Source organism: Gorillibacterium timonense (assembly GCF_001457415.1).
GTDB lineage: Bacteria > Bacillota > Bacilli > Paenibacillales > NBRC-103111 > Gorillibacterium > Gorillibacterium timonense.
The window spans coordinates 1759523-1784731 of sequence record NZ_LN881724.1 but is presented as its reverse complement, the minus strand read 5'-3'; the positions used below and the strand labels follow the sequence as shown (position 1 = coordinate 1784731).

Genomic DNA, 25209 nt, shown 5'->3' with positions numbered 1-25209 from the left:
TCGAATGGATTGTTATTTGGCGTATTCCACCGCGCGGGTCTCGCGAATAACCGTGACCTTAATATGCCCCGGATAATCGAGTTCGTTCTCGATTTTCTTCGTAATGTCCCGAGCCAAACGGAATGCTTCCGTGTCGTCGATCTTCTCGGGCTGCACCATGACGCGAATCTCGCGACCTGCTTGAATGGCGTAGGATTTCTCGACTCCTTCGAAGGATTCGGAGATGTCCTCCAGCCTTTCCAACCGCTTGATGTACGTTTCCAGTGTCTCCCGACGTGCTCCGGGTCTTGCTGCAGACAAGGCGTCTGCCGCCCCGACAAGCATCGCGATGACTGATGTAGCTTCCGTATCTCCATGGTGGGAAGCAATGCTGTTGATCACGACCGGATGTTCCCTGTATTTGCGTGCGATTTCTACGCCGATTTCCACATGGGAACCTTCCACTTCATGGTCAAGCGCTTTGCCGATATCGTGCAGAAGTCCGGAACGTTTCGCCAAAGTAACGTCTTCCCCGAGTTCTCCTGCCATAAGTCCCGCCAGGTAGGCAACTTCCATTGAGTGCTTGAGTACATTTTGACCGTAGCTGGTCCGAAAACGCAAACGGCCCAAAATCTTGATGAGGTCCGGATGCAGACCGTGAACGCCAACCTCGAAGGTAGCCTGTTCCCCGTATTCGCGAATCCGTTCGTCCACTTCCTTGCGGGATTTCTCCACCATTTCCTCGATGCGGGCGGGGTGAATCCGTCCGTCTGCAACGAGCTTCTCCAGAGCATTCCGGGCAACTTCGCGGCGAATGGGATCGAAGCCGGACAGGATGACCGCTTCAGGCGTGTCGTCGATGATAAGGTCAATACCGGTGAGCGTTTCCAAAGCCCGAATATTACGACCTTCTCGACCGATAATCCGGCCTTTCATTTCTTCATTCGGCAAGGTGACAACCGATACGGTGGTTTCCGCCACATGATCGGCTGCGCATCGCTGAATGGCGAGGGAGATGATCTCCCGGGCCTTCTTGTCTGCTTCTTCCTTGGCCTGTGTCTCAATCTCTTTGATCATCTGTGCCGTCTCATGACGGATTTCCTGCTCAACATTGGTCAAGATGATGTTCTTCGCATCTTCCAAAGTAAGCCCAGAGATCCGTTCCAGCTCGGCAACCTGACTCTTCAAGAGCTGATCGATCTGTGCTTGCGTTTCATCGATCCGCTTCTCTTTGTTGGCCATTTGTTCTTCTTTGCGTTCCAGAGAATCGTGTTTTTTATCCAGTGATTCCTCTTTTTGTAACAACCGCCGCTCTTGACGAGCAGTTTCGTTTCGACGTTCGCGAATTTCTTTTTCCGCTTCGGTCCGAAGTTTGTGAATTTCGTCCTTCGCTTCGAGCACCGTTTCCTTTTTCAAGGCGTCGGCGTCCTTTTTCGCCTGTTCGACAATCAATTCAGCCGCACGTTCGGCGCTTGAAATCTTCGCTTCAGCAAGAGATTTCCGGATAAAATATCCAATCCCAGCGCCAAGAAGGCCAACGAGAAGGGAGATCAATGCCGCAAGCCATGTTGGCATGCTAGACATCTGCTGTTTCACCTCCTCGCTATTCCCTATAGAGTAGCTTGGGATTTGTTCGGTTTTTAACCCATTCCATTTCCAGGAATATCTGGATTCTCATGTTTGGTGCCGGCCTTCGATTTATCCGGCCTTCGATTCGCAGGAATACAGAATAAAAAGTAAAAATTGGCGATTTTACTTTGCGAATCTCCCTCTTGTCATAAAGAGTTATCAATATTTTATCTTTTTGTTCAGATTCTTGTCAAGTTTCCCGACAGAGGAAGCTTGAAATTCGCCCAAACCCAAGACTCACATCGGAACCATACGGTACCAAAATGATGAAAAACCGTGCTGCGAGCGTTACTCTTGCTCCCATTCCCAGTCATCCGAAATCGTTTCTCCGGCACTCACTTCTTTGACCACCGCAGAGACAAGCTGCGGAGAATACCCTCTGCGGGCCAAAAAGGCGAAGAGCTTACGCTTTTTGTCCGCAGGCTCGCCGGAGAGAAGCTTCCATCGCTTGGTTGCAACCGTAAGCGCCTGCTGCTTCTCTTCCTCAGGATCGATCCGACCGATGGCATCGGAGATGATCTGCTTGTTCACGCCCTTCTGTCGCAGCTCTTGCTCGACCCATTTCCGACCTTTCTTTTGCAAAGTAATCCGTTCCTTGGTCCACAGCTCGGCAAAATCCAGATCGTTCAGATAACCTTGCTCGCCAAGCTGATCCAGAACCTGTTGGATCATCGGAGGCTCATACCCCCGAGTCTTCAGCTTTTTACGCACCTCATCGATCGACCGCGACCGCACACTGATGAAGCGAATCGCATCGAGGTAAGCCCGATGTTTCTCATCGGCCTGCAGGATTTCCTCCAGCCTGATCTTATCCACGCTTTCGCCCTTTAACAAGCGGTATTGGATCAACAGATCCTCATGGACGGATAGCGCATATTCTCCATCCAGATACAGATTGTATCGACTGCGGTTCTTTTTCTGCTGCTCAACCTGTGTAATAACCGCCACCGTCTGTTCTTCTTGCTCCGCCATGCTGATTCCGACTCCTTATGCTTCATCGTTCACGTCTCCGGATAGGCAAATGCCGCAGCCGGAATACACCGGTTGCGGCACGACTGACGAATCGAATTCGGCTGCTAGAGCCGCTTGCTCTTCCTCTTACTCTTCTTCGAAGGCTAATTCGTCGTCTTCCTCTTCTTCCGCTTGAGCCGACGGAATGACAGTGGAAAGATTGCTGTTCTCCCGAATCTTCCGTTCGATGGTTTCCGAAATCTTCGGATTGTCCTTCAAGAACTGTTTGGCATTCTCACGGCCTTGACCAAGCCGTTCGCCTTCAAAGGAATACCACGCACCGCTCTTGTCGACGATATCCATCTCCGTCCCGATATCAACCAGGCTTCCTTCCTTGGAAATGCCTTCGCCGTACATCATATCGACATCCGCTTGTTTAAACGGAGGAGCCACTTTATTCTTCACGACCTTGATGCGCGTGCGGTTACCCACCATGTCATTCCCTTGCTTGATCGACTCGACGCGACGAACGTCAAGCCGGACGGTTGAATAGAACTTGAGTGCGCGTCCGCCCGGCGTTACCTCGGGGTTGCCAAACATGACGCCGACTTTCTCACGCAATTGGTTGATGAAGATGGCGATAACCTTCGATTTGTTGATGGCGCCCGACAGCTTCCGCAGAGCCTGGGACATCAAGCGGGCTTGCAGGCCGACATGGGAATCGCCCATCTCTCCTTCGATTTCGGCCTTCGGCACGAGGGCGGCCACGGAGTCAATGACAATGATGTCAACTGCGCCGCTGCGCACCAATGCTTCGGCAATCTCAAGCGCCTGCTCTCCCGTATCCGGCTGGGACAAGAGCAGCTCGTCGATGTTGATGCCCAGCTTGCGGGCATAGAGCGGATCAAGGGCATGCTCCGCATCGATGAAGGCAGCTTGTCCTCCCGTCTTCTGTACTTCTGCGATCGCATGCAGAGCGATCGTGGTCTTACCGGAGGATTCCGGGCCGTAGATTTCAATGATTCTTCCTCTTGGGAACCCGCCGGTTCCGAGGGCTATATCAAGAGCCAGGGAACCGCTCGGTACCGTCTCCACTTGCATGTGGGTGGATTCTCCGAGCTTCATGATGGATCCCTTGCCGAACTGTTTCTCAATGTTGCGTAATGCCATCTCCAACGCCGCGCGACGATCTGACAATCGACTCACATCCCTCTCTCAACTGTATAGGTTTATTTTACTCGATTCCTATGCGTTTGCCAAGCATTTTTCGAACATATATTCGCATTTTTAATCCTTCTGTTCAAAAGCCTCTGTCCATACGACTCAGCTTAAAAGACAAGCACCGCAGCGAAGGATGAACCCCTTCGCTGCGGTGCTTCCGCTGCTCGTTGTCCTCATTATAAGCCGATCTCAGTCGTTCTGCAAGCGATTTTACGCTAGCACAGACCCGCGCAAGTAAGGTTACCGACGTACATGATGCTTGATCGCGAGAGCATGAGAAGGAGATTCCTTTATGCCTTCAATTGCTTCCATAAGTAATACAACGCCGATTTGGCTGCCTTCAGCTTGATCGTCTCGCGGCTGCCGTTAAAGCGGGCCTCGATAACCTCCGCTTGAGCGTTCATGGAGGCAACGCCGAAATAGACCAAGCCCACCGGCTTCCCTTCGGATGGATCGGGTCCGGCAACGCCTGTGATGGAGACCGCATAATCGGTCTCCGCCCGTTCGAGCAGCCCTTGTGCCATCGCCAGCGCCGTCTCGGAGCTTACGGCCCCTGGCGCTTCCACTCCCTCAAGCAACTCCGCAGGGACTCCCAGGAAAGCGGCCTTCAGCTCATTGGAGTAAGAGACGACACCGCCTTTGAACACCGTAGAGCTTCCCGGAATCGCCGTCAGCAGATCGGACAGCAATCCGCCTGTGCAGCTCTCTGCTACGGCTAGCGTCTTCTTGTTATCCTTCAGCTTGCGGAAGATCACTTCCTCAATCGTGACATCCTCTTCGGCATACAAGTATTCGCCGACGCGGCTCACGATCTTCGCCTTCACTGGCTCCATTTTGGAGAAGGCCTCATCTTCGGTAGCTGCACGGCTCGTGAGACGGATCGTCACTTCCCCTTCCTTGGCATACGGGGCGATGGTCGGATCGGTCTGCTCCTGAATCAGATCGAGCAGCGCATGCTCCAGATTCGATTCGCCGATACCCGCGAACTTGAGCATCTTGCTAAAGAGCGGCAATTCGTCCGTCATGATACTGCGAATCCAGGGCAGTGCGTAATCGCGGAACATCGGGATCATTTCTTTTGGGGGACCAGGAAGCAGAATATAGCTCTTACCGTCCTGGGTAACGGCTGTGCCGATGGCAAGACCGGTATCATTCGTGAGCGAGACGCTTCCTTCAAGGGTCATGGCTTGACGAGTGTTGCTTGCCACCATCACGACATTCCGTTCGGCAAAGAACTTCGTCATCTTGTCCATGGCGGGTTGGTCGACGACAAGCGCACGACCGAGCCGCTCGGCAAGCACATCCTTGGTGAGATCGTCCAATGTCGGTCCAAGGCCTCCGGTGCAAATGATGAGCTCCGCCCGAGACTCAGCAATGGCAAGCGCCTGCTTCAAGCGGTCGGGATTGTCTCCGACTACGGTCTGGAAGTAGACGTCAACTCCAATCGCAGCGCATTGCCGGGAGAGATACTGCGCATTGCTGTTAACGATCTGGCCGAGCAGCAGCTCCGTGCCTACGGCGATTAATTCTGCTTTCATCTACTCTTCCCCTTCCTGATTAACGGCAAAGATCATCTATGTACCCTAGAAGTAAAAGCTCCTTCCCTTCTTCCTGGCACTATCCGATCCGTTGAAGAATCGGATAATACTAGGGAGTAACGGCAAGGAGCTGTCAAAATCAAGAATGATCGTGATTGAGCAAATCTTTGTTCTTCACAAAATAATCGATACCGGAGTAGATCGTAATAACAACAGCGATCCACATGGAGATATCATCAAAAGGAAAATCAATAAGCGCAAACGGGAAATTGTTGAGCAGCAGCGCGATGATCGCGGTGATCTGCGTCGCCGTCTTCCATTTGCCCCACTTGCTCGCGGCGAGTGCTTGGCCTTCCAGCGCAGCGACCTGGCGAAGCATCGTGACCGCCCATTCCCGGCTGATGATGATGATAGTCATCCAGGCCGGGCATTTGTCCAGCTCGACGAGGCAGATAAGTACTGCGGTCACCAGCAGCTTGTCGGCCAGCGGGTCCAGCAGCTTGCCCAGATTAGTAACCATCTTATTCTTGCGGGCGATGTACCCGTCCAGGCTGTCCGTGCTGGCCGCCAGGATGAAGATCAATGTGCCGATCAGCTGATTGTACGTGATTTCGAAATCAGCGAATTCAATCGTCGGCAATTTGACATTCATGAGGAGAATGATGACAATGATCGGCACAAGAAAGATTCGTGCCAGAGTGATCTTGTTGGGGAGGTTCATGCGATTTCCTCCCCGGACAAATCGAATTCGAACGAATGTGTGATGCGCACCTTGGCAATCTCCCCAATGCTGGTCCGGCAGCCCGCCACGAACACTTCTCCATCGATTTCTGGAGCGTCATATTGGGAGCGGCCAACGTAAATGTCATTGCGGCCATCGTATTTCTCAATCAGGACCTCGATCTCTTCTCCGATCATCCTACCGTTTCTTTCGTTCGCAATCTCTCGTTGAATCTCCATCAGCCGGTTGGCACGAAGCTCCTTCACGTCATCTGGAACCTGAGCTGGCAGCCGGGAAGCAGGAGTATCTTCTTCTTGGGAGTAGGTAAAGACCCCAAGGCGATCAAATTTGACTTCCTTGACGAAGGCTACGAGCCGCTCGAAGTCCTCTTCCGTCTCTCCGGGGAAGCCGACGATCATCGAGGTGCGAAGGGATACTTGGGGAATCCGCTCGCGGATCTTGGCGATCAGCCCGCGCACGTCACGCTGCCTGCCGGGTCTTCTCATTCGCCTCAGAATCGAATCCTCGCTGTGCTGCAGCGGAAGATCGATGTAGTTGCACACCTTCGGATTGGATGCCATCTCTTCGATCAGCTCATCCGTGAAAAAGCCCGGATACGCATAATGCAGCCGCACCCAGCGGACTCCTTCAACTTCACTCACACGCCGGATCAGCTCCGGCAGGCGATGCTCTCCGAACAGGTCCATTCCATAATTGGTGGAATCCTGAGCGATCAGGCTGATCTCCTTCACTCCCTGGGCTGTCAAGCTGTGGACTTCCTCCAAAATGGATTCCATCGAGCGGCTGCGGAAGGCCCCTCTCATCAGCGGTATGCTGCAAAAGGTGCAGGCATTGTCACAGCCTTCGGCTATCTTCACATAAGCGGTATGCCGAGGTGTGGAGAGCTTGCGGGGCAGTCTTTGTTCATAGTCAAAAATCGGGTTGCCTACGTAGGCGGGTTTCTGGCCTTCTAATGCCTTGTCGATGATTTCGTTGATCTTATCGAAATCGCCGGTCCCGACGATACCGTCGATCTCGGGCATCTCGTTAAGCAGTTCTTCCTTGTACCGCTGCGTCAGGCAGCCGGATACAATGAGGGCTTTCAACTCTGCGGTTTCCTTGAGATCCGCCAAATCGAGAATCGTATTAACCGATTCTTCCTTGGCCGCATCAATAAATCCGCAGGTATTAACGATGATTACGGTCGCCTCTTCCGACTTGTCCGTCAGCGAATAACCGCGTTCGTGGATCAAGCCGGACATGATCTCCGAGTCGACGAGATTCTTCTCGCACCCGAGCGTAACCACCTTGATCTTTTCAGTCATGGCGGAGCCTCCAATGATGTCCCTTAAACTTTCGTTACAAGTATAATACATGCCTGAAATCGTGTCAAAATAAGCGAGGCCACCGGTTTCAGCCTTAACCGGCAGCCTCGCGTTTGCTCAAAAAAGCCTTATCGGAAGTTGAGGAATTGCAATTCGACCGGAAGATCCGCCTGCTTCAAAAGCTGGATGATCGCTTGGAGGTCGTCTCTGCTTTTGCCGGTAACCCGGACTTGATCTCCCTGAATCTGGCTCGTGACCTTACGCTTGGAATCGCGGATCATGATGTTGATCTTCTTGGCGATTTCTTGGTCGATCCCTTGACGAAGCTTAATCTTCTGCCTGACCAAGCTGCCGGAAGCCGGCTCCACCTTGCCGTAATCGAGATTTTTCAGCGAAATTCCGCGTTTGGCCATCTTGGAGGTGAGAATATCAAGCACGTTCTGCAGCTTAAACTCGTCATCCGAGAGAACGACCAGCTCTTCCTTTTCCAGCGTGATGCTGCTCTTGCTGCCCTTGAAATCAAAACGCGTCTCAATCTCTCTGGAAGCCTGATTAAGCGCATTGTTCAGTTCCTGCATATCGATCTTGGATACCACATCAAACGAATTTTCATTCGCCATCCGTTCCACTCCCTTTATTCGCCACTCGTTTCAGGCGACGGCGATACGGAAGCCGTCCCGAATTCGAGCTGAAATTTTTTCGTGCTGGGGTTCGGTCCTACCGGCAGATCCTGCCCGTTCACCGTCACCTTCGCTGCGTTCGCCCGACCTAATCTCAGGAAGAGAGCCTTGCTGGATTCCCATGTGCGTTTGTCCGCATTCACAAGCGAGCCTTGCTCCACCAGCTCCTTCTTCCCGTTCGTGATCGTCTCCAAGCTAAACCAGCAAGCGTCTCCGATGATCTCCAAATCGAGCTTCATGGTTGCCGAGCCGCTGATCTGGTAGAAATCGGTTGAGCCTTCCGATTTGATCAGCTTGACGGTTGCTTCGGGGGTCGGAGTGGGAGTCGCCGTCGCCGAAGGAGTCGGAGTTTCGCTGGGGAGCAGCGCACTCGCATTGTTCAGTGTCGGGGCCGGCGTCTTCTCGGTGATCTTGTTCTGATCCCGGTCGGTTACGGTCTTCGACGGGTCGTTCCCGTCCTTGCTGATGAAATAATAGAGAACCGCGACGATCAGAATGAAAAAAGCCCAAAGCAAGAGGCCGGTGATCCAGCTTCCCCATTTGATCGGCACCTTCGGCTTGGAACGGGTCCTTCGAAGCGGCTCCTGTGTTGTCTCTGGAACCGAGGCGGGAATTACATTTTTATAGAGGCCGAGGACTTCATTCGGGTCAAGCCCGACTGCTTCCGCATAGCTCTTGATGAACGCGCGGACATAGAAATTCCCCGGCAGAACTTTGAAATTTCCTTCTTCAATCGCTTCCAAGTACCTTTTGCGAATCTTCGTCGTCTCTTGAAGATCCTCCATGGTGATGCCTTTGTCGAGCCTTGCCTTTTTCAGCATCTGGCCAAGTTCGAACACGCACGTCACCTCCTTATATCGTAACGCAGCCCATCGTAAGTGGATTGCGCATCTATCCCTTGAATATAGACGATCCTAATCGGCTTTAGGATTCAGAATCCTTCATATTGATCGGCAAACGCATCATAGGAGATCACTTCATCCACCGAATTGCGCAGCTCGATGATGTAGTCGAAGTCACTGTACTCGTATTCGGATTCGCGAACGAAGATGTCCGGGTGCTCGATTACCTTGGTGGACGGCGCCTTCATGATGTCTTGCAAAAGGGCAAAATGCTTCTCGTTCGACCGGATGGTCGATACGATCCCATCGATGATGAACACGTTGTTCGGATTCATTTCGTCGTCCGACAGCTGGCTGCGGACGGTTTGGCGAAGCAGCGTCGAGGAGACGAAGGTCCATCTCTTGTTTGAACATACGCTTCCGGCAATGATCGATTCGGTCTTGCCCACGCGCGGCATGCCGCGCAGACCGATCACCTGATTGCCTTCTCTCTTGAAGATTTCACCTAAGAAATCCACGAGAAGGCCGAGTTCGTCTCGGGTAAAGCGAAAGGTCTTCCGGTCGTCTGAATCCCGCTCTATGTACCGCCCGTGGCGAACGGCCAAAATGTCAACGAGCTTCGTGGCGCGAAGGGCATTGACGGTAATGTTGTCCACTTTCTGCAATAACTTACCCAACAATTCGATCTTCTCATCATCGTTCGTTTGCAGGAGCATCCCGCGTGTGCGGTCCTCTACCCCATTGATGGTGATGATGTTGATTTCAAGCATCCCCATCAGAGAGGCGATATCCCCCAGCAAGCCAGGCCGATTTTTATGAATTTTGTACTCCATGTACCACTGTTTCATTTCCACACAAAACACCCGTTCCTTAAGGCTAGAATGGTTCCGTTCATTATTCTACAGGATAAGACAGTAAGCTTCAATAGCTCAGCGAAAACGTATGATACTCCGTCAAACAAGGGAGACCTCCCGGCCTTGCTTGGGAGGTCTCGCTCAAAGATGTACTGGCTGCTGCCCCGATCGAAATCCGGGTTATTTGGCCGCTTTGGCCAGCTTCACCATCACGCTGGCGATGCTTTTACGTTCTTGTTCGTCGCCCGCTTCCCACATGTCCTTCAATAAGCGCTCTTCCGCATTTTCCGGATCGATCTTATCGGAGAGATAGCCGCCGATCTCGGTCGCCAGATTGACGAGGGTTTGATCGTTAATGCCGACCCTCTCCGCTGCTTTAATCCGGTCGCCCAGAAAGCTCTGCCATTTCTCGAAGGACTTGAGTATCGTTGCCATCCGTAACCACTCCTCTCTCGGATAGATGAAAGCAGTCGTTAGGATTTCCCGAAAGAGAAAGCGTTATGCGTTCCTTAGATCAGTCTTGGATCAGGTGATCCAACCGCCGTTCGCACTGACGATTTGGCCAGTGATGTATCCCGATTCCGGGAGGGAAAGGTAATAGACCAGCGAAGCGATTTCATCCGGACGGGCGAAGCGGCCAGCCGGAATTTCCTGCTCGATGGCTTGCTTCTCCTCGGTGCTGAATCCTTTCATCATTTCGGTGTCGACCGGACCCGGCGCAACGGCATTCACGGTTACACCGGAAGGAGCCAGTTCCTTGGCGAGTGCTTTTGTGAAGGCGTTAAGGCCCCCCTTAGAGGTCGAATACGCGACCTCACAGGAAGCGCCAGCCATTCCCCAAATGGATGAAACATTGATGATGCGGCCGTATTTGTTCCGGACCATCTCGTTCATAAACAGTTGAGTGGTAAGGAAGGCTCCCTTCAAGTTGATCTCCATAACCCGGTCCCATTCCTCGTCCGTGAGATCCGAGAGGAGGCCGTAGTGGGAAACCCCTGCATTGTTCACAAGGATATCTGGAGAAGAGAATCCGTGAGAAGCGATCTTCTCCTTCATTTGTTGGATCTGCTCCCTGGAACGAATATCGCAGGAAACCGTGAGTACCCGTGAGCCCAGCTCCATACAGCGCCGTGCCACCTCATTGGCCGCTTCATGCGAATTCAGGTAATGCAGAATGAGGGGAAGCCGGGCGGAGGCAAACCGCTCAGCGATCGCAGCTCCGATGCCGCGGCTTGCCCCCGTGATCAGGACCGTTTGTTCCGGGAAAGCTTTGCTCATGCTTCCTCGCTTCTGACAATGCATACCGCCAGCCGATTCCAATCGAAATGCTCCCGCAGAAGTCCGTTGATTTCGTCCAATGTCAAGGAATCATACAGGGGCAGCAGCTCGAACAGATCGCCGCCGCTAAACCGATAGCGGGTGAATTCGTTCGCAATGGCTTCCGGAGAGTTCAACATGCGCAGATAGGAGCCGATCCTCTTCCGCCTCGTCCGTTCGAAATCCGCCTCGCTGATTCCGGAAGCGAGAACCGGCTCGATCCGTTCGCGGAAGCGGGCGAGCAATCGATCGGGATCTGGCGTATCGCCGCCGATGATCGAAAAGGCGTAATCCGGCGAGAGGTTATACTCATGGCCGAACGAATCCGAGATCAGGTGCTCGTCGTACAAGGACTGGTACAAGGGCGTGCTCGGCCCGAGAAGCGCGTCGAGCATCACCTTAACCGCCAGCTCTCGGCGCACCAGCTTCTCACCAACGGGAGTGCCGGACGGTTCCTTAAAACCGAAGAACATCTTCGGCAAGGAGACCGGCAGATGGACGACCACTTTCTTCTGCCCCACTTGGGCCGGCTCTTGGGGCTGCAGCCGTTCGATTGCGCCTTGCGGTTCATAATTCTTCGCCGCTTGATTGGCGCGGACAAGGTCGAACACTTTCTCTGGCTCTACGCCGCCAACGACAAACAGGATCATATTGCTCGGATGGTAAAAGGTTTTGTAGCATTCGTACAGGGTTTCCTTGTCGATATGGGAGATGGTTTCCACCGTACCGGCGATATCAATCCGCACCGGATGTTCCTGATACATGGCGGAGATCAAGCCGAAATACGAGCGCCAATCCGGGTTATCGTCGTACATTTTGATTTCTTGGCCGATGATCCCCTTCTCTTTCTCCACGTTCTGATCCGTGAAATAGGGATGCTGGACGAAATCCACCAGCGTCTTCAAATTCTCATACACATGATCCGTGGCGGAAAAGAGATAGGTCGTTCTCTCGAAGCCGGTGAAGGCGTTCGCTGAAGCCCCATGGGAGGCGAAGGTCGCGAAGATATCGCCTTCTGGTTCTTCAAACATCTTGTGCTCGAGGAAATGGGCGATTCCGTCGGGAACACGGATATCCTTGCCTCCGTCAAGACGGAAATGATTGTCGACGGAACCGAAATCGGTCGTAAACGTCGCATACGTTTTGCTGAAGCCGGGCTTAGGGAGAACATAAACGGTCAAGCCGTTTGGAAGCTCCTCCTTGTACAGCTTCTCCTGCAGGCGGTCGATCTGAATGACGTCCATCGGTCAGTCCCCCTTCCGGTCGCGCAAGAAGTAGATCGTATCGAGTTCTACCGTTTGCGCCACCTCTTGAATGGCTTCCGGAGTGCAAGCCGCCACTTCCGCGGCGAGCTCCGCTGCCGTCCTCTTTTTGCCGGACAGCACGGTGTTGAAGTCGAAGGCGATCATTTCATAAGCGGAATCGTTGATTTCGCGCAGCTGATTGGTGATCATGGCTCTCGTTTGGGTCAGCTCGGTTTCGCTGTATTTTCCCGCCTTCATATCGGCCAGCTGCTCCTGAATAATCGTGCAGGCTTTCTCATAATTGCCGACTTCAATGCCGGATTGGATCGTCATAATCCCCTTGTGTCCGTCGAAGCGGGAAGCCGCGTAATAGGCGAGGCTCGCCTTCTCCCGGACGTTCAGAAACAGCTTGGAGTGGGGATAAGCCCCGAGAATCCCGTTGTACATCAAGGCGGCGGCGTAGCGATCGTCGGAATAGGTAACCCCGCTGCGAAGACCCATGTTCAGCTTGCCTTGATTGACATCAAGCTTCTCGATCACGGTATTGACGTCGCCGGTTTTCCCGGAGATTACCGAGTTTGGATAGCCGGGTATTCCCGTTCTCGCCGGGAAATCAAAGGTTTCCTCAACGAGAGCTTTCGCTTCCTCTTCCGTTGTGTTCCCTACTATGTACAAATCCATCGGCGATTCCTTCAGCCAGGTGAGGTAATTCTCGTACAAAGCCTCCGGTGTAATGGCGGCAATCGCCGAGAGTTGGCCGAGAGGGTGAAGACGATAAGGTTCGTTCTTGCACATTTCCTCCATGCAGCGTTCAGCCGCATAACGGATTTTGTCATTGACGATCGCTTCGAGCTTTTTGCGAACCGTTTCCTTCTCGTCTTCCACATATTTACTGACAAAATGTCCGTCCTGAAGAGCCGGCTTGGTCACCGCTTCCCCAAGAAATTGCAGGCCTTGCCGCAGCAAGGATTCCCGTTCGGTTACGAACTTGTCGTCCACGATGTCCAGCTGAAATTGAACGAGCTGGGAATCTCCCCGCTTATAGACGTCGAATCCGAATCCAGCGCCGTACAGGTCCGCTTGCTTCTCCCGGAATTGCTGAGTAGTCGGATAGGATCGGGTTCCTCTCCTCAGGACGAACGGAGCGATCGCGTTAAGCGTAACTTTCTCTTCTCGGAGAGGAGTTCCGATATACAAGGCGACGGCAAACGTCTTAAAACGGTCCGTCGGTAAAACATGCAGCCGGACATTCCCGACTGTGGTTCGGCGAAATGCAGTTTCCGTCAAATCCGTGCACTCTCCTTCTTAAGTTCAGGTGTATCCATTATATTCCTTGCGCAAGAAAAGAAGCAACCTGACGGGCCGCTTCTTCTCCTGTTTACCGGTTCCACTCCTACCATTCTCATTTGCAAAAGATATGCTTGCCGATCTTCATCACCTGCGGACGGCTCCATATCCACTTGGAAGTAGCAGTTTCCGGGTTAAAGTAATAGGTGCAGCCGTTAGTCGGATCGACGCCGTTGATGGCGTCCTGGACGGCTCTTCTGGACGTATCGTTCGGAGTGAGCCAAATTTGCCCGTCGGCTACCGCCGTGAAGGCACCCGGCTGGAAGATAACGCCCGAAACGGAATTGGGGAAGTTGGAGTCCCCCACCCGGTTAAGAATGACCGCCGCTACCGCGACTTGTCCCCGATAAGGCTCGCCGCGGCTCTCGCCATATACCGCATTGGACATGATCTTGATGTCGTTCTCGCTGATTCCGGGATGGGAGCTGGCGGTTGAGCCTGTATCCGCTGCCGTTCCTCCGCCGCCGGATTCGGGTTTATACGCTCCGGTGGGCTTCCAGTTTTTTGTCGCCTGCCATAGCTTCAGCTTCGTTTTCCCTCCGACGATGCCGTCGGCCTGGAGGCCGAATTCGCCTTGAAACCATTTCACCGATTTCAAGGTGCGCCAGCCATAGATGCCGTCCAGCTTGCCCGCATAGAAACCGAGATAGTGCAGCCTGCCTTGCAGCTCGTACACATCCGAGCCAGTTGTGCCGTAGCGTACCGTCTGTTTACTGAAGACTTCCTGAGCAGGCCCTGCTCCTTGCTTGATCTGAACGACTGCCACCAGAGCCAGAATCAACGCCATGGAGAGGATGAGATAACGGTAGGTGTAGTTCTTCTTCGTCATGCGCATACCCTTCCTTCCTGTTCGTGGTTCCTTTGTCTGGCTTAGTATTCAACTTCCGGTGATTTCTATGCGAAGGCGGCAGGACGAACAGATAAGAAAAGCCCCGTGGTCCCGGATAAGGAACCACGAGGCGAGTTTCATCATGAAGTGGGGTTATGAGCTGATGCGTGTCTGCTGGAATTGCTCGATCGAGACGAGAACTTCGCGGGGTTTGCTGCCTTCATAAGGGCCGACAACGCCTTTGGCTTCCATGGCATCGATCAGTCTGGCGGCACGAGTATAGCCAACCCGCATTCTCCTCTGAAGCAGAGAGACGGAAGCCTGCTTCGCTTCCACGACGATTTGAACCGCTTGATCGTACAACTCGTCTGCAAACAAGTCCTCTTGCTCGGGAGTTTCGTCAAGCTGCGGCACCAGGTCCTCCTGATACTGCGCCTTCTCCTGATGGCTCACGAAGCCCACCACCGACTCCACCTCTTGGTCTGATAGGAAAGCACCTTGCACGCGAACCGGCTTCGAGGCTCCGACCGGCAAATACAGCATATCGCCGCGGCCGAGCAGCTTCTCTGCCCCAGCCATGTCGAGAATCGTCCGGGAGTCGACCTGAGAGGAGACTCCGAAGGCGACGCGCGACGGAATATTCGCCTTGATGACACCCGTGATGACATCCACCGATGGTCGCTGAGTGGCGATGATCAGATGGATGCCTGCAGCCCGGGCCATTTGCGCGAGTCGGCATATAGCGTCTTCCACATCTCCCGCCGCCACCATCATCAAATCGGCAAGCTCATCCACGATGACGACAATCAGCGGCAGCGGAGCTTCGGGATTCGGGTTGTTCGGATCGGTCACGTGCGAATTATATCCTTCGATATTCCGCGTACCGGTTTTGGAAAACAGCTCGTAGCGCTTTTCCATCTCCACCACGATCTTCTTCAGGGCGAGGGAAGCTCGGCGCGGATCGGTAACGACCGGTGCAAGCAGATGGGGAATCCCATTGTACACATTGAGTTCGACCATCTTCGGGTCGACCATCAGGAATTTGACCTCATCCGGCTTAGCCTTGTACAGGATACTCGTAATGATCCCGTTAATGCATACCGATTTACCCGAACCCGTCGCGCCGGCTACCAACACGTGAGGCATTTTGGCCAAATTGCCGACGATGGGCTGCCCGGAGATGTCGCGCCCCAGCACAACCGTCAGCTTGGCCGTCGCATCCTGAAAGAGCGAGGTCTCCATGACTTCCCGCAGCGTGACGATGGACACTTCGGAATTCGGCACCTCAATGCCGATGGCGGACTTGCCGGGAATCGGTGCTTCCATCCGAATGTCCTTGGCAGCAAGCGCCAATGCAATGTCGTCCGTCAAGCTGACGATGCGGCTGACCTTCACGCCGACATCGGGCTGGACTTCGTAGCGAGTGACAGCCGGTCCGCGTACCACTTCCAGAACCTTCGCGCGAACGCCGAAGCTTTCCAAGGTCGCTTCCAGCTTGCGGGCATTCGCTTTGTAATCGCTCAGCTCCGATCCTTTGCCCGCTGCAGCCGGTCGGGTCAGCAGGTTCATTCCCGGCATTTGATAAGGCTTCGGCGGAGGGACCTGCTGCAGATTCAACACGACTTCACCGGCATCGACGCCTGCAGCCGAATCAGCAGCCGGCGATTGTGCGCCTTGCGGAGGTGCGCTCTGTACGGCAGGCTCATTCCCAACAAAAGGCATACCGGAGGGCATGTCTGTTTCATCCAGTGACGGTTCAACATGATCGAGAAAATCGCGGATAAACGGAGTTTCTTCTGCCCTCTCATCGCCAGTTGGAATCTCATCGGTAAAAGCGCTCTCTTCAGCGGGTGCCAACGGGGTGACGTCGACAATGGTTCTTCCCTTTCGATTTCCCTTCTCCTTCTTCAAGACGGGAAGGACGGCGCCATGAGATGCATCCTCTTCTTCCTCGTCCTCGTCGAAGGCATCGTCCGGGATGGAACCGTGCAGAAAGGCGGGTTTCTTTTTCACAGTGCCGCTGGAGCTCTTCTTGCGTTTTGGGAAGCCGATTTTCCTGCGGATGCCCTTGTTCACCGACCGGAAGAAAGCACGGATCTGCCTCCCCACCTCGACAAAGGAAATGCCGGTTACGAGCATGATGCCCACTGCAAACAAGGCGATCACGACGATAACGGTTCCCTCGTAGCTGAACAGATAGTCAAGAGTGGCATACAAGGCCGCTCCCAACACTCCCCCGCCCACCTGGCGAACCAGGATGTCACTTTCCGAAGGATACAATCGGATTCCCTCGGATAGAATGTTCCACGTTTCATTCCATATAAAGGACGGAGTGACATCGCCCGGATGTACGACAAGCTTGCGCATCATCGCCATTTCCATCAACAGGACGAATCCAATGAGCAAAAGGAGCAATCCGGTCTTCTTCGGAGTCCATTTGCGCGGCCATGCCCGATTGATCATCACAAAGAAAGCGACATATATGACCATGAGCGGAATGACCCAATCCAGCACCCCGATCAGAAATCGAAAAAGTATGGTGAGTGAGCGACCGACAGAGCCGGCCCGAAACAAGGCGATTGCGGAAAATATCAGCATGCCTATGCCGTACAATTCATATTTGAGAACGGTCTTTGTTTTCTTCTTGGATGTTTTGCGCTTCCTGCTCTTCGCTGCCAATATTTTCACCTCCGTTAAGCATTATAGCACAAGCACCGGAGGTTCAGATAGGCTCAGCCGATCAGCGACTTATTCCCTGATCGATGTGGGTTGATAATGAATCACTGTACCTGGCGCGTAGAGTGGATTCAGGTAATCGGCCAGATTGGCACTGTAAAGACGGATGATCCTCGCCCGTGCAGAACCGAGAAATTCAACCTGCATACAGATTCCGTCGATCACGGCATCCTGATAAGCATAGGAGGCGTCTTCGATTCCAGCCAATACCAGCTCATGAGGAAGGATCGTATGCAAGGTCATTGCAGTGGCACCTCCGCTGCAGGCTGTTTGCTTCGGCGCTCTTCGATTTGCCGGTTCAACACGGCGATGGCTTCTCCGATCCCTCCCACTTGATTGATGAGACCGAACCGGACAGCATCCGGTCCTCCAACCGTCGCGCCGATATCCCGGGGAACCTCCCCAGTCTTGAACAGCAGCTCCTTCAGCTTCTCTTCCGAAATTCGGGAATGGTTGACGATGAAGCGATTGACCCGCTCCTGCATCTTGTCCAGGTATTCGAAGGTCTGTGGAACGCTAATAACGAGACCGGTCATTCGAATCGGATGGATGGTCATGGTCGCCGATTCCGCTATAATCGAATAATCCGCGGATACGGCAATCGGAACTCCGATGCTATGGCCGCCTCCCATCACCAGGGTAACCGTCGGTTTCGTCAGACTGGCGATCATCTCCGCAATCGCCAAGCCCGCTTCGACATCTCCTCCTACGGTGTTCAGGATGATCAGCACACCTTCGATGCGCGGATTTTGCTCCGCCGCCACCAACTGCGGGATGAGATGCTCGTATTTGGTCGTCTTGTTTTGCGGCGGGAGGATCATATGCCCTTCCACCTGGCCGATTACTGACATGCAAAAGATGTTGCTCTCCATATTCGGAACATTGATTTGGCCGAGCTGTTGAATGGTATCGACGGGACCGCGTTTCGCTTCATCCGGATTTTGTTCAGGCGGGGTCTGTTCACTGCGATAGTCCATCATATTTCCTCCTCTGGCAAATTGGCGAAGTCATGCCCCTAGTATGCCCGGACTTTACGATCCCTTCTCGTTCTTCTCGACTTGTTCAATCGCTCCTCCTTCGAGGGGGAAATCCTCTGGGGATCCCCGGAAATCCATGTGAAGCCAAAAAAAGCTCCCCGGACGAAGGTCCGGAGAGCAAGTGGTCTGGGTAACGTTCAAGTGACTGACTGATGGGCCCGGCTTCAAACCTCCATAATAATCGGGAGGATCATCGGCCTTCTTCTGGTTTGTTCATATAAAAAGCGTCCAAGGGCTTCTTTCACATGAGTTTTGAGGGAAGCCCATTCATTTACATTTTCGCTCATTAATTTGTTCAAAGTGCTCGTTACAATCCGGCTGGATTCCTCCAGCAAGCCTTCCGACTCCCGTACATAGACGAAGCCGCGCGAGATGATATCCGGTCCGGACAGAATGACTCCCTCCTGCTTGCTGAGGGTGACGACGACCACCAGAATCCCGTCCTGCGACAGCAGCTTGCGGTCACGCAAGACGATATTCCCTACATCTCCGATGCCAAGACCGTCGATCAGAATGTTGCCGGCTTGGACCTTGCCGCTCTTGCGGGCGACACCGTTCTGGACTTCCAGGATATCTCCATTATCGGTAAGGAAGATGTCTTCTGGATCTACTCCGACCGATTCCGCCAGCTTGCCGTGCTGGCGCAGCATCCGGTATTCCCCGTGAATCGGCATGAAGTAGCGGGGCCGCATCAAGTTGAGCATCAGCTTGAGCTCTTCTTGGCTGCCGTGTCCCGATACGTGAACGCCGGAAACCGAACCTGGTCCGTAGATGACATGCGCGCCGAGGCGGAAGAGTTCATCAACGGTTCGACCGACGTATTTTTCATTCCCCGGAATCGGTGTTGCCGAGATGACAACCGTGTCTCCGGGAAGAATTTCAACCTTGCGGTGGGTATTGCGGGCCATCCGCGTGAGCGCAGACATCGGTTCTCCCTGGCTGCCCGTAGACAAAATGACAACGCGATCGGCCGCCATCTTGTTGATTTCTTCCGGTTCGATCAGCATTCCGTCTGGTATGCGCAGATAGCCGAGCTCGGAAGCGATGGAGACTACATTCACCATGCTGCGTCCGACTACGGTTACCTTACGGCGGTTGATTTCCGCTGCGTCGATGACCTGTTGGATCCGATGCACATTCGATGCGAACGTAGCAACGACTACCCGTTGCTTGGCTCGACGAAATACATCCACCAGTTCGGCTCCGACGCTCTTCTCCGAACCCGTATAGCCTGGGCGTTCTGCATTCGTGCTGTCCGAGAGCAAGAGCAGGACGCCATTCTGGCCGATCTCCGCCATCCGGTGCAAATCGGCATACTGCCCATTTACGGGAGTCTGGTCGAATTTAAAGTCTCCGGTATGGACTACCACGCCCTCCGGAGTCTCCAGCACGATCCCGACCGAATCGGGGATGCTGTGGTTCGTCCGGAAAAAGCTCGCCTTGATGGAGCCAAGCGTTAACTCCGAGCTCGCGTCGATGAGAATCCGCTTGGTTTCACCGAGAAGCCCAGCTTCCTTCAGCTTCCCCTCAACAAGCCCCAGCGTCAGCTTCGTGCCGTATACGGGCACGTTTAATTGCCGAAGTACATAGGGCAGCCCACCGATATGGTCTTCATGGCCGTGAGTGAGAAGAATGGCGCGAACCTTATCCCGGTTCTCGATCAGATAAGAGATGTCCGGAATGACAATGTCTACACCGAGCATGTCCTCTTCCGGGAATTTCAAGCCCGAGTCGACAACGACGATATCGTTGCCATATTGTATGCAATACATATTTTTACCGATCTCGCCCACGCCGCCAAGGGCAAAGACCTGCAGTTTGTCTGCGTTCTTTTTAGCCAAAACAGTTCCTCCTTCTTGAATTGGACGACGATTTTATATGCCAAACCTATATGAACCGCACCAGTCACTTGTTTCCATTATACATGATGGAAATCGGCAATTACAAGCTGGTGTGAGTAGTGTTACCAAACCGAAGGGATAACATGCCGATTTCGCAAGCGGTTTTCCTGTGATTCGACGACAAAAAAAACCAGTGCTTTCAAGCTCTCAAGCACTGGTTTTTCGTAAATCGAGGGTCACTATGAATCCGCTTAGGCCTGAAGCTCCGGAAACAGCTCACGGATGAAGCGGCTTTCCGATTCGGTAACGGGAACGAGCGGTAGCCGAAGCCCGCCAACCTGGTATCCGTGGTGTATCAGCGCGTTCTTGACCGGAGCCGGGCTCGCAACCCGATGCGGACAGAAGAACAGCCCCTTGAATACCGGATACAGCTTGTGGTGCATGGCGGCAGCTCCTGCTATATCGCCGGCCAAATAAGTTTCGATCATTTCCTTCATCTTCGCACCGATGACATGACTGGCTACGCTGACCACTCCATGCGCCCCAATGGACAGATAAGGCAAGGTCAGTGCATCTTCTCCGCAATAGACCTTGAATCCCGATGGAAGCGACAGCAGCAGCTGCGTAATGTGATTGAGATCTTCATGCGCTTCCTTCGTTGCGACGACGTTCGGCAGCTCGGCAATCCGAAGAACGGTCTCCAGCTCCACGTTAACGCCGGTCCGGCCCGGAATGTTATAAAGCATAACCGGCAGATCGGATGCTTCCGCCACAGCCTTAAAGTGCGAGTAGATGCCTTCCTGGGTTGGGCGCACATAATAAGGAGCAACGAGCAGAATCCCATCCGCTCCTACCGCTTTCGCCCGCTTGGTCATTTCGACGCTGTGCGCCGTATCGTTGCTGCCTGTACCTGCGATGACCTTGCAGCGCCCAGCGGCGATGCGCACCGTCTCGCGGAACAAACCTTCCTTCTCATCATCGGTTAGCGTGCCGGATTCTCCGGTTGTGCCGCTGACGATGAGAGCATCGCTCTTCTGTTCTTCAATTAAGTAATCAATCAGACGCTCCAACTGCTCCCAATCAATCTGAAGATCATTATCAAAAGGGGTTACCATGGCTGTAATCAATCTTCCGAAATCCAAAGCAGTTCCTCCGTTCCTGACTAGCATCGATTCCTCGGGAACAAGGTCTCCCGACTATTCGTTAAGCAAAAATTTCGTGTGCAGCGCCTGTACGGCTCGGATCATATCCTTGCCATGAACCAGCACCCAAATCGTAATGTTCGAGTCTGCCGATTGCAAAATGGTGACGTCTTGTTCGGTGAGGGCTTCGACGATCCGAGCCATGATGCCGGGAACGCCTGTAATCCCCCCGCCGATGACCGACACCTTCGCGCAGCCGGTCAAAACCTTGGGATCGTAACCCATTTCCCGCAAAGTAGTTGCAGCGCGGTCCGCCACTTGGTCGGATACCGTAAAGACCAATCCGGATGGATAGACATTGATAAAGTCCACGCTGATGGACTCCTGCGCCATCGCTTTAAAGACTTTAAGTTGAAGGTCATATTGCCCTTCCTCTTGGCTGATCTGGATCTGGGTCACATTTGCCACATGAGCGATGGCGGTCACGGTTCGATCGCCGACCCGTCCGCCTGCTTCGCGCGCTTCCGACAGACCGGTCACAAGCGTTCCCTCCGACTCCGCGAAGGTGGAACGCACCCGAACCGGCATATTCGCCTGCATGGCGATTTCGACAGCTCTGGGATGAATGACCTTAGCTCCATTGTAAGCCATATTGCAAATCTCGGTAAAGGAGATTTGCGGCAGTTGGCGCGCATCGTGTACGATCTTCGGATCCGCGGTCAAGATACCGTCGACGTCGGTGAAGATGTCGACGATGTCCGCATGAAGCGCAACGCCAAGCGCCGTGGCGGTCGTGTCGCTGCCGCCACGGCCGAGCGTCGTAATATCATCGGTTGCGGTTCTGCCCTGGAAGCCCGTCACGATGACGACCTGTCCCTCTTGGAGGAGATCCATGACCCGAGCCGGATTGATGGACAAAATTTGAGCATTGCCGAACGTATCGTTCGTCAAAATTCCCGCTTGTCCTCCGTTCAATACAGATGCGGGGATTCCTTCCGCATGAAGCAAACCGCATAGCGTAACCGCGGAGATCATCTCCCCGCAGTACAACAGCATATCCTTTTCCCGTTCTGGCAATCGGCTCCCCGTGTCGGAGACGAGCTCCAACAGGGTGTCGGTCGCATAGGGCTCGCCTTTGCGTCCCATGGCCGACACCACGACCACCAGTTTGTATTCCTCCTGAAGCGCCTTCCGGATATGCCGGATGACATGCTTCCTTGCTTCCGCGTTCGATACGGATGTGCCACCGAACTTCTGCACGAGAATCCGCACGGTTCTCCCTCTTTCCTGCCTCACGGTACGTATTGAAATTCCAAAGCCTTAAGTCGGCTTAGTTCTGCTGTTGGACCAGGTATTCTCCGATCTGAACGGCATTCCATGCAGCGCCCTTCAGAAGATTATCCGAAACGATCCACAGATTCAGCGCGCGCGGGTTCTCCAGATCGCGGCGGACGCGTCCGACGAAGGTATCCAGCTTACCGGCCGCATTCGTTGCGAGCGGATACCGCTGGGCAGCCGGTTCATCCTCCAGCACGATTCCCGGAGAGTTCGCCAACAGCTCTTTAACCTCTTCGATGTCAAAATCGCTCTTCAATTCAACATAAACGGATTCCGAATGCCCATAATAGACCGGAATGCGCACGCATGTCGCGGTTACCTTGAGGCTCTCGTCTCCCATGATTTTCTTCGTCTCGCGAATCATCTTCATTTCCTCGTTCGTGAAGCCGTTGTCGAGAAATTTATCGATTTGAGGAATGGCGTTAAACGCGATTTGATGCTTCACTGGCAAGGAAGATACAGGAAGAATGTCCGGATTGACCGGATTACCGCTCACAGCCTCCGTCGATTGCCGCTTCAGCTCCTCGATGGCGCGGGCGCCGGCGCCGGATACGGCTTGATAAGTAGAAACGATGATTTTATCGATCCCATACCGATCATAAAGCGGTTTGAGCGTCGCCACCATTTGAATCGTCGAGCAGTTCGGGTTGGCGATGATCCCCTTGTTCTTGTCGGCTTCGCCGATATTCACTTCCGGAACGACCAAGGGAGTCTCCGGGTCCATGCGGAACGCGTTCGTGTTGTCGATGCAGACGGCCCCCGCCTTCACGGCAGCCGGAACCAGCTCCTTGCTGATATCTCCGCCCGCGCTGAAGAAAGCGATCTGCACACCGGCAAAGCTGTCCGGAGTCGCTTCTTCCACGGTGATTTCCCTGTCCTTAAACTGAATCTTCTTGCCAGCCGAACGAGCGGACGCAAGCAGCTTGAGCTCACCTACCGGGAAATTCCTCTCCTCCAACAAGCGGATAATCTGCTGGCCGACCGCTCCGGTAATCCCGACGACGGCAACATTGAACGCCTTTTGTTCCGACATTGCTCCGACACTCCCCTTTTTTATTGCGATGTATGGTATGAATCTGGCAAATGATTAGTGGAATCGCTCGATGATGAGCGGCTGCAGCTGCTTGCCGGCTAATGCCGCTTCGCAGGTTTCGGGAATCAGCTCCATCTTGGCTACGAGAGAATTGGGCTTCGCGAGCGGGGCGTCCTGACCAAAGGGTACGAAATAGAGGAATTTGGCCGTGAGAAGCTTGGCGATATTCGCTGCGTTTAGTCCGAGGCCGTCGTTCGTGGAGATGGCAAGCACGAGCGGGCGCTGGTTGCGCATCTGAGCTTTGGCCGCCATCAGGACGGCTCCGTCTGTCATGGCATTAGCCAGTTTGCTGGTGGTGTTCCCGGTGCAGGGCGCGATGACGAGTACGTCAAACCGCTTGGAAGGACCGAGCGGCTCCGCCTCCACAATTGTAGAAATGATATCATTTCCGGTACGTTCTTTCAACTCTTTTTGCCAGGAATCGCTTGTTCCAAAACGGGTATCCGTCGTCATGAGCGTCTGGGATGCAAGTGGCACAACGTTCGCTCCAGCACTTACCAGCCGGTCGATTTGCGGCATAACCTCCGCGAAAGTGCAGTGAGAGCCGGTGAGGGCGAAGCCGACGGTTATTCCCTGGAAATTCATGTGGGTCTCCTCCCATTTCCTTGTTCTTCGGTCAACAGTTGACTGAGGGTTTCCCCGATGATTTTGCCCGCCGTTCTTGGTGCAACGATTCCCGGAAGGCCCGGAGCGAGCATCGCTTTGATCCCGCGCTTCTCTGCATAACGGAAATCCGTACCGCCAGGCTTGCTCGCGAGATCCAGGATGAAGGCATGGGCCGGAAGCTTGGCGATCACATTCGCCGTCAGCACGAGCGACGGAATCGTGTTGAAGATTAAGTCGGCTTGAATGGCTTCATCGGCCAGTGAATTCGGATAGAAGGGATAAAACCCCATTTCATAAGCACGGGCGTAGTGCTCGGGCTTGCGAACCATCACCGCCACCTTGGAGCCGAGGCCTTGCAAGACGCGAGCCATCGTGATCCCCGTGCGACCGAAGCCCAGCACCAGGCTGCGCGAACCGTGGATGGTGAAGTCGGTGTTTTGCACGGCGATCATGAGAGCCCCTTCCGCTGTCGGAATCGAATTCAGGATCGCCACGTCGTCACGGTCGAACAGCTCCGTCAGCCGAATGGAATGAAGCTCGCACAGCTTTCTTAAATAAGGCTTCGCCATTCCCGTGAAAATGTGAACATGCGCAGGAGCGGCGGAAATCAATTCCTCCGTGAGAACAAGGGGCTTTGCCGAAAACAGGGAATCAATGCGGCCGGTGTCGTCCGTTCCCACCGCCGGCAAAAGTATCGCGTCGGAGCGGGAGATCGCCTCGGCCGTCAGTTCCGCCTGCCTCACTCCGCTCAAGCGGCACTCCCAATTATCAAAACCGATAATCTGAACGGCCGCATCCATTTCACTGAGCCGTCGGATCACCTCCAATTGTCTCGCATCCCCGCCGATGATGGTTACCCGGGTACCGGTAAGCATGTGGTCACACCCTTTTTGGCCTTTGTCGATAACGTATCCTATGCCTTGCGGGCGGGATGGGTGA

General features: G+C 53.9%; 23 protein-coding genes. All 23 read right to left on the bottom strand.

Going from position 1 to position 25209, the window contains the following annotated elements; all coding sequences use genetic code 11:
- Positions 1-12: 12 nt before the first annotated feature.
- The 23 genes from rny to dpsA all read right to left on the bottom strand — a co-directional run bounded on the left by rny (position 13) and on the right by dpsA (position 25145).
- Positions 13-1554, bottom strand: a complete 1542-nt coding sequence (rny, locus tag BN2684_RS20775) for a ribonuclease Y (protein ID WP_058304661.1) — start codon at positions 1552-1554, stop codon at positions 13-15.
- A gap of 342 nt (positions 1555-1896) precedes the next feature.
- The gene (locus BN2684_RS20770) at positions 1897-2580 is read right to left on the bottom strand and encodes a RecX family transcriptional regulator (RefSeq protein ID WP_058304005.1); all 684 of its coding nucleotides are present in this window, start codon (positions 2578-2580) and stop codon (positions 1897-1899) included.
- Between the two features lie 126 nt (positions 2581-2706).
- Positions 2707-3756: a recombinase RecA gene (gene recA, locus BN2684_RS20765; protein ID WP_058304004.1), complete on the bottom strand. Its 1050-nt coding sequence runs from the start codon at positions 3754-3756 to the stop codon at positions 2707-2709.
- A gap of 314 nt (positions 3757-4070) precedes the next feature.
- Positions 4071-5318 carry a competence/damage-inducible protein A gene (locus tag BN2684_RS20760; protein WP_058304003.1) on the bottom strand — a complete coding sequence of 416 codons (1248 nt, stop codon included), beginning with the start codon at positions 5316-5318 and terminating at the stop codon, positions 4071-4073.
- Positions 5319-5457: 139 nt separating this feature from the next.
- A complete protein-coding gene (pgsA, locus tag BN2684_RS20755; protein ID WP_058304002.1) occupies positions 5458-6039 on the bottom strand; it encodes a CDP-diacylglycerol--glycerol-3-phosphate 3-phosphatidyltransferase in 582 nt (193 codons plus the stop codon).
- Positions 6036-7364, bottom strand: coding sequence for a 30S ribosomal protein S12 methylthiotransferase RimO (gene rimO / locus BN2684_RS20750; protein WP_058304001.1), 1329 nt, complete (start codon positions 7362-7364; stop codon positions 6036-6038). Before rimO ends, pgsA begins: the two co-directional genes overlap by 4 nt.
- 128 nt (positions 7365-7492) lie before the next feature.
- On the bottom strand, positions 7493-7984 hold the full coding sequence (locus tag BN2684_RS20745; RefSeq protein ID WP_058304000.1) for a YajQ family cyclic di-GMP-binding protein: 492 nt from the start codon (positions 7982-7984) through the stop codon (positions 7493-7495).
- A 14-nt stretch (positions 7985-7998) separates the two neighbouring features.
- Entirely contained in the window at positions 7999-8883 is an 885-nt protein-coding gene (locus tag BN2684_RS20740; protein ID WP_058303999.1) for a helix-turn-helix domain-containing protein, read from the bottom strand.
- Positions 8884-8975: 92 nt separating this feature from the next.
- Positions 8976-9740 carry a DUF3388 domain-containing protein gene (locus tag BN2684_RS20735; RefSeq protein ID WP_058303998.1) on the bottom strand — a complete coding sequence of 255 codons (765 nt, stop codon included), beginning with the start codon at positions 9738-9740 and terminating at the stop codon, positions 8976-8978.
- A 180-nt stretch (positions 9741-9920) separates the two neighbouring features.
- A complete protein-coding gene (locus tag BN2684_RS20730; RefSeq protein ID WP_058303997.1) occupies positions 9921-10175 on the bottom strand; it encodes a DUF3243 domain-containing protein in 255 nt (84 codons plus the stop codon).
- Between the two features lie 90 nt (positions 10176-10265).
- On the bottom strand, positions 10266-11018 hold the full coding sequence (gene ymfI / locus BN2684_RS20725) for an elongation factor P 5-aminopentanone reductase (RefSeq protein WP_058303996.1): 753 nt from the start codon (positions 11016-11018) through the stop codon (positions 10266-10268).
- Positions 11015-12301, bottom strand: a complete 1287-nt coding sequence (gene yfmH / locus BN2684_RS20720) for an EF-P 5-aminopentanol modification-associated protein YfmH (RefSeq protein ID WP_058303995.1) — start codon at positions 12299-12301, stop codon at positions 11015-11017. The genes ymfI and yfmH overlap by 4 nt, the downstream gene beginning before the upstream one ends.
- 3 nt (positions 12302-12304) lie before the next feature.
- A complete protein-coding gene (gene yfmF / locus BN2684_RS20715; RefSeq protein WP_058303994.1) occupies positions 12305-13588 on the bottom strand; it encodes an EF-P 5-aminopentanol modification-associated protein YfmF in 1284 nt (427 codons plus the stop codon).
- Between the two features lie 115 nt (positions 13589-13703).
- Entirely contained in the window at positions 13704-14483 is a 780-nt protein-coding gene (sleB, locus tag BN2684_RS20710; protein WP_234340290.1) for a spore cortex-lytic enzyme, read from the bottom strand.
- Between the two features lie 147 nt (positions 14484-14630).
- Complete coding sequence (locus BN2684_RS20705) at positions 14631-17156, bottom strand: FtsK/SpoIIIE family DNA translocase (RefSeq protein ID WP_058303993.1); 2526 nt, start codon at positions 17154-17156, stop codon at positions 14631-14633.
- Positions 17157-17225: 69 nt separating this feature from the next.
- Positions 17226-17456 (bottom strand): YlzJ-like family protein, encoded by a 231-nt coding sequence (locus tag BN2684_RS20700; RefSeq protein WP_058303992.1) that lies wholly within the window; start codon positions 17454-17456, stop codon positions 17226-17228.
- The gene (locus BN2684_RS20695; RefSeq protein WP_187385786.1) at positions 17453-18190 is read right to left on the bottom strand and encodes a ClpP family protease; all 738 of its coding nucleotides are present in this window, start codon (positions 18188-18190) and stop codon (positions 17453-17455) included. The genes BN2684_RS20700 and BN2684_RS20695 overlap by 4 nt, the downstream gene beginning before the upstream one ends.
- 224 nt (positions 18191-18414) lie before the next feature.
- Complete coding sequence (locus BN2684_RS20690) at positions 18415-20091, bottom strand: ribonuclease J (RefSeq protein ID WP_058303990.1); 1677 nt, start codon at positions 20089-20091, stop codon at positions 18415-18417.
- Between the two features lie 251 nt (positions 20092-20342).
- Positions 20343-21233 carry a 4-hydroxy-tetrahydrodipicolinate synthase gene (gene dapA, locus BN2684_RS20685; protein WP_058303989.1) on the bottom strand — a complete coding sequence of 297 codons (891 nt, stop codon included), beginning with the start codon at positions 21231-21233 and terminating at the stop codon, positions 20343-20345.
- 54 nt (positions 21234-21287) lie between these two features.
- A complete protein-coding gene (gene dapG, locus BN2684_RS20680) occupies positions 21288-22505 on the bottom strand; it encodes an aspartate kinase (protein WP_058303988.1) in 1218 nt (405 codons plus the stop codon).
- A gap of 58 nt (positions 22506-22563) precedes the next feature.
- Positions 22564-23604, bottom strand: coding sequence for an aspartate-semialdehyde dehydrogenase (locus BN2684_RS20675; protein WP_058303987.1), 1041 nt, complete (start codon positions 23602-23604; stop codon positions 22564-22566).
- A gap of 54 nt (positions 23605-23658) precedes the next feature.
- Positions 23659-24249, bottom strand: coding sequence for a dipicolinate synthase subunit B (locus tag BN2684_RS20670; RefSeq protein WP_058303986.1), 591 nt, complete (start codon positions 24247-24249; stop codon positions 23659-23661).
- Positions 24246-25145, bottom strand: coding sequence for a dipicolinate synthase subunit DpsA (gene dpsA, locus BN2684_RS20665; protein WP_058303985.1), 900 nt, complete (start codon positions 25143-25145; stop codon positions 24246-24248). Before dpsA ends, BN2684_RS20670 begins: the two co-directional genes overlap by 4 nt.
- Between the last annotated feature and the right edge of the window lie 64 nt (positions 25146-25209).